We start from the raw sequence: 2,254 nt of genomic DNA on the forward strand, positions 1-2,254 counted from the left end.
CGGTCGGCAATGCCCATGACTTCCATCAGGTCGCTGGACACCACGATCACCGCAATGCCGCTGGCCGCCAGGTTATGGATGATCTGGTAGATCTCTGACTTGGCGCCGATATCGATGCCACGGGTGGGTTCGTCCAGCAGCAGCACTTTCATCGGCATCGACAGCCAGCGGCCGAGAATGGCCTTCTGTTGGTTGCCACCGGACAGGTACAGGATCTTCTGCGTGGCGTTTGGGGTTTTGACCCGCATCGCCTGGATCTGCCGCTCGGCGTTGCCCTTCTCCCAGCCGTCGCGCAGCAGCCAGCCAAAGGTGGAATGCGCCGCGCGGGCACTGATGTTGATGTTTTCGGCGACGCTGGCCAGCGGGATGATGCCTTCCTTCTTGCGGTCCTCCGGGCACAGCAAGATGCCGGCGGCGATGGCGTCGCGGGGGGAGCGCAGGTGCAGCGCTTGCCCACACAGCTCCAGGCTGCCGGCGCTGGCGCGCTCCAGGCCGCTGAGCAGGCGAAACAGCTCGGTGCGCCCCGCGCCCACCAGCCCGAACAGGCCCAGGATCTCGCCCTTGCGCACCTGAAAACTGATCGGCTCACGCAGGCCCGGGCCGAGCAGGCCGTCAACCTTGAGCGCCACCTCGCCCTGCTCCCGCGGGCGGTAGTCGTAGATGTCCTGGATATCGCGGCCGACCATGCAGGTCACCAACTGGTCGTGGGTCAGGCTGCTCATGTCTTCGAAGGTGCGCACATAGCGGCCGTCCTTGAACACCGTCACCGCGTCGCAGATACGGAACACCTCTTCCATGCGGTGCGACACGTAGAGCACCACTTTGCCCTCGTCACGCAGGCGCGCAATGATCGCCATCAGCCGGTCGATTTCCCGCGCCGACAAGCTGCTGGTGGGCTCATCGAAGGCGATCACGTTGGCGCCACGGGACAGCGCCTTGGCGATTTCCACCAGTTGGCGCTGGCCCAGGGACAGGCGCCCAAGCTTCTCGTCGGGGTCGATCTCATCGGCCAGGCCCTTGAGGCACGCCAGCGCCTGCTGGCGCAGCAGGCCGCGATTGACCACGCCCAGGCGCGTCGGCAAGTGCCCGAGGAACAGGTTCTCGGCGACGCTCATTTCCGGCACCAGGTGCAGTTCCTGGTGGATCACCGCGACGCCGCTGGCGATGCTGTCGGCGGCATTTTTGAACGCCATGACCTGCGCGCCGATCTGCACGCTGCCGCTGCTGGGGATGTAGGCGCCGCCGAGGATCTTCAGCAGCGTCGACTTGCCCGCACCGTTCTCGCCCATCAAGGCGTGCACCTGCCCCGGGTGGGCGGTGAAGCTGATGCCGTCCAGCGCCTTGACCCCGGGAAAGGTTTTGCCGATCGCGTCGAAACGCAGGGCCGAAGCGGTCATTTCCACAGCCCGATCTTGGTCAGTTCTTCCTTGAAGTTCTCGCGGGTGATCAGGGTGACTTCGTCCATGGCGGTGTACTTCGGTGGTTCAGTGCCTTTAGTGACCCACTCGTACATCATCAGCGCGGTGTTATAGCCTTCGATATGCGGGCTCGGCAGCATGGAGCCGAAGAAACCGCTGTCGGCTTTCTTCAATTCGCCAATGGCGTCGGTGCCATTGATGCCGATGCCAATCACGTTGGCCGCCTTGAAGCCGGCGCTTTCAGTGGCGCGCACGCCGCCGAGCACGGTGTTGTCGTTCATGCCGCCGATGATCAGGTTCTTCGCACCGCCGGGCAGCTTGACCAGGGCCGAGTTGGTGGCGTCCATGCTGCCGGGAACGTCGAGGGTTTTAAGCGCGGCGGTGAGGATGTGGTCCTTGGGGATGCCGGCTTCTTCCAGGGATTTGATCGAGCCGTCGGTACGTTTCTTACCGGTGTCGAGTTCGTTGAAGGTGTTGATCACCGCATAGGTATCCTTCCAGTCCCAACCGCGTTTCTTCGCCTCGGCGGCCATGGCGGCGCCCTGCTTCTGGCCCACTTCGAAAGCGGCCATGCCCAGGTACGGCACATCCTCCATGAAGTTGCCCTTGGCATCGACAAAGCGGTCATCCACGGCCATGACTTTCAGGCCATTGACCTTGGCCTTGGCCACGATGGCCGGGCCCAGGGACACGTCCGGCGGGCAGATGACAAAACCCTTGGCGCCGTTGGCGGCCAGGCTGTCGATGGCCGAGAGGGTTTTCTCGCCGTCGGGCACGGCGATCTTGATCACGGTGAAACCGTGTTCCTTGCCGGCTTTTTCGGCGAAGGCCCATTC

The 2,254-nt window shown here is 63.8% G+C and carries 2 protein-coding genes; both read right to left on the minus strand.

Translation table 11 applies throughout. The features are described from left to right. A partial coding sequence (araG, locus tag TU73_RS27810; RefSeq protein ID WP_057014849.1) for an L-arabinose ABC transporter ATP-binding protein AraG occupies positions 1-1,397 on the minus strand: 1,397 nt, incomplete at its 3' end. After that, on the minus strand, positions 1,394-2,254 hold an 861-nt coding region (locus TU73_RS27815; RefSeq protein ID WP_057014850.1), incomplete at its 5' end, for a substrate-binding domain-containing protein. The genes araG and TU73_RS27815, both read right to left, overlap by 4 nt.

It is taken from the genome of Pseudomonas libanensis (genome assembly GCF_001439685.1).
GTDB lineage: Bacteria > Pseudomonadota > Gammaproteobacteria > Pseudomonadales > Pseudomonadaceae > Aquipseudomonas > Aquipseudomonas libanensis.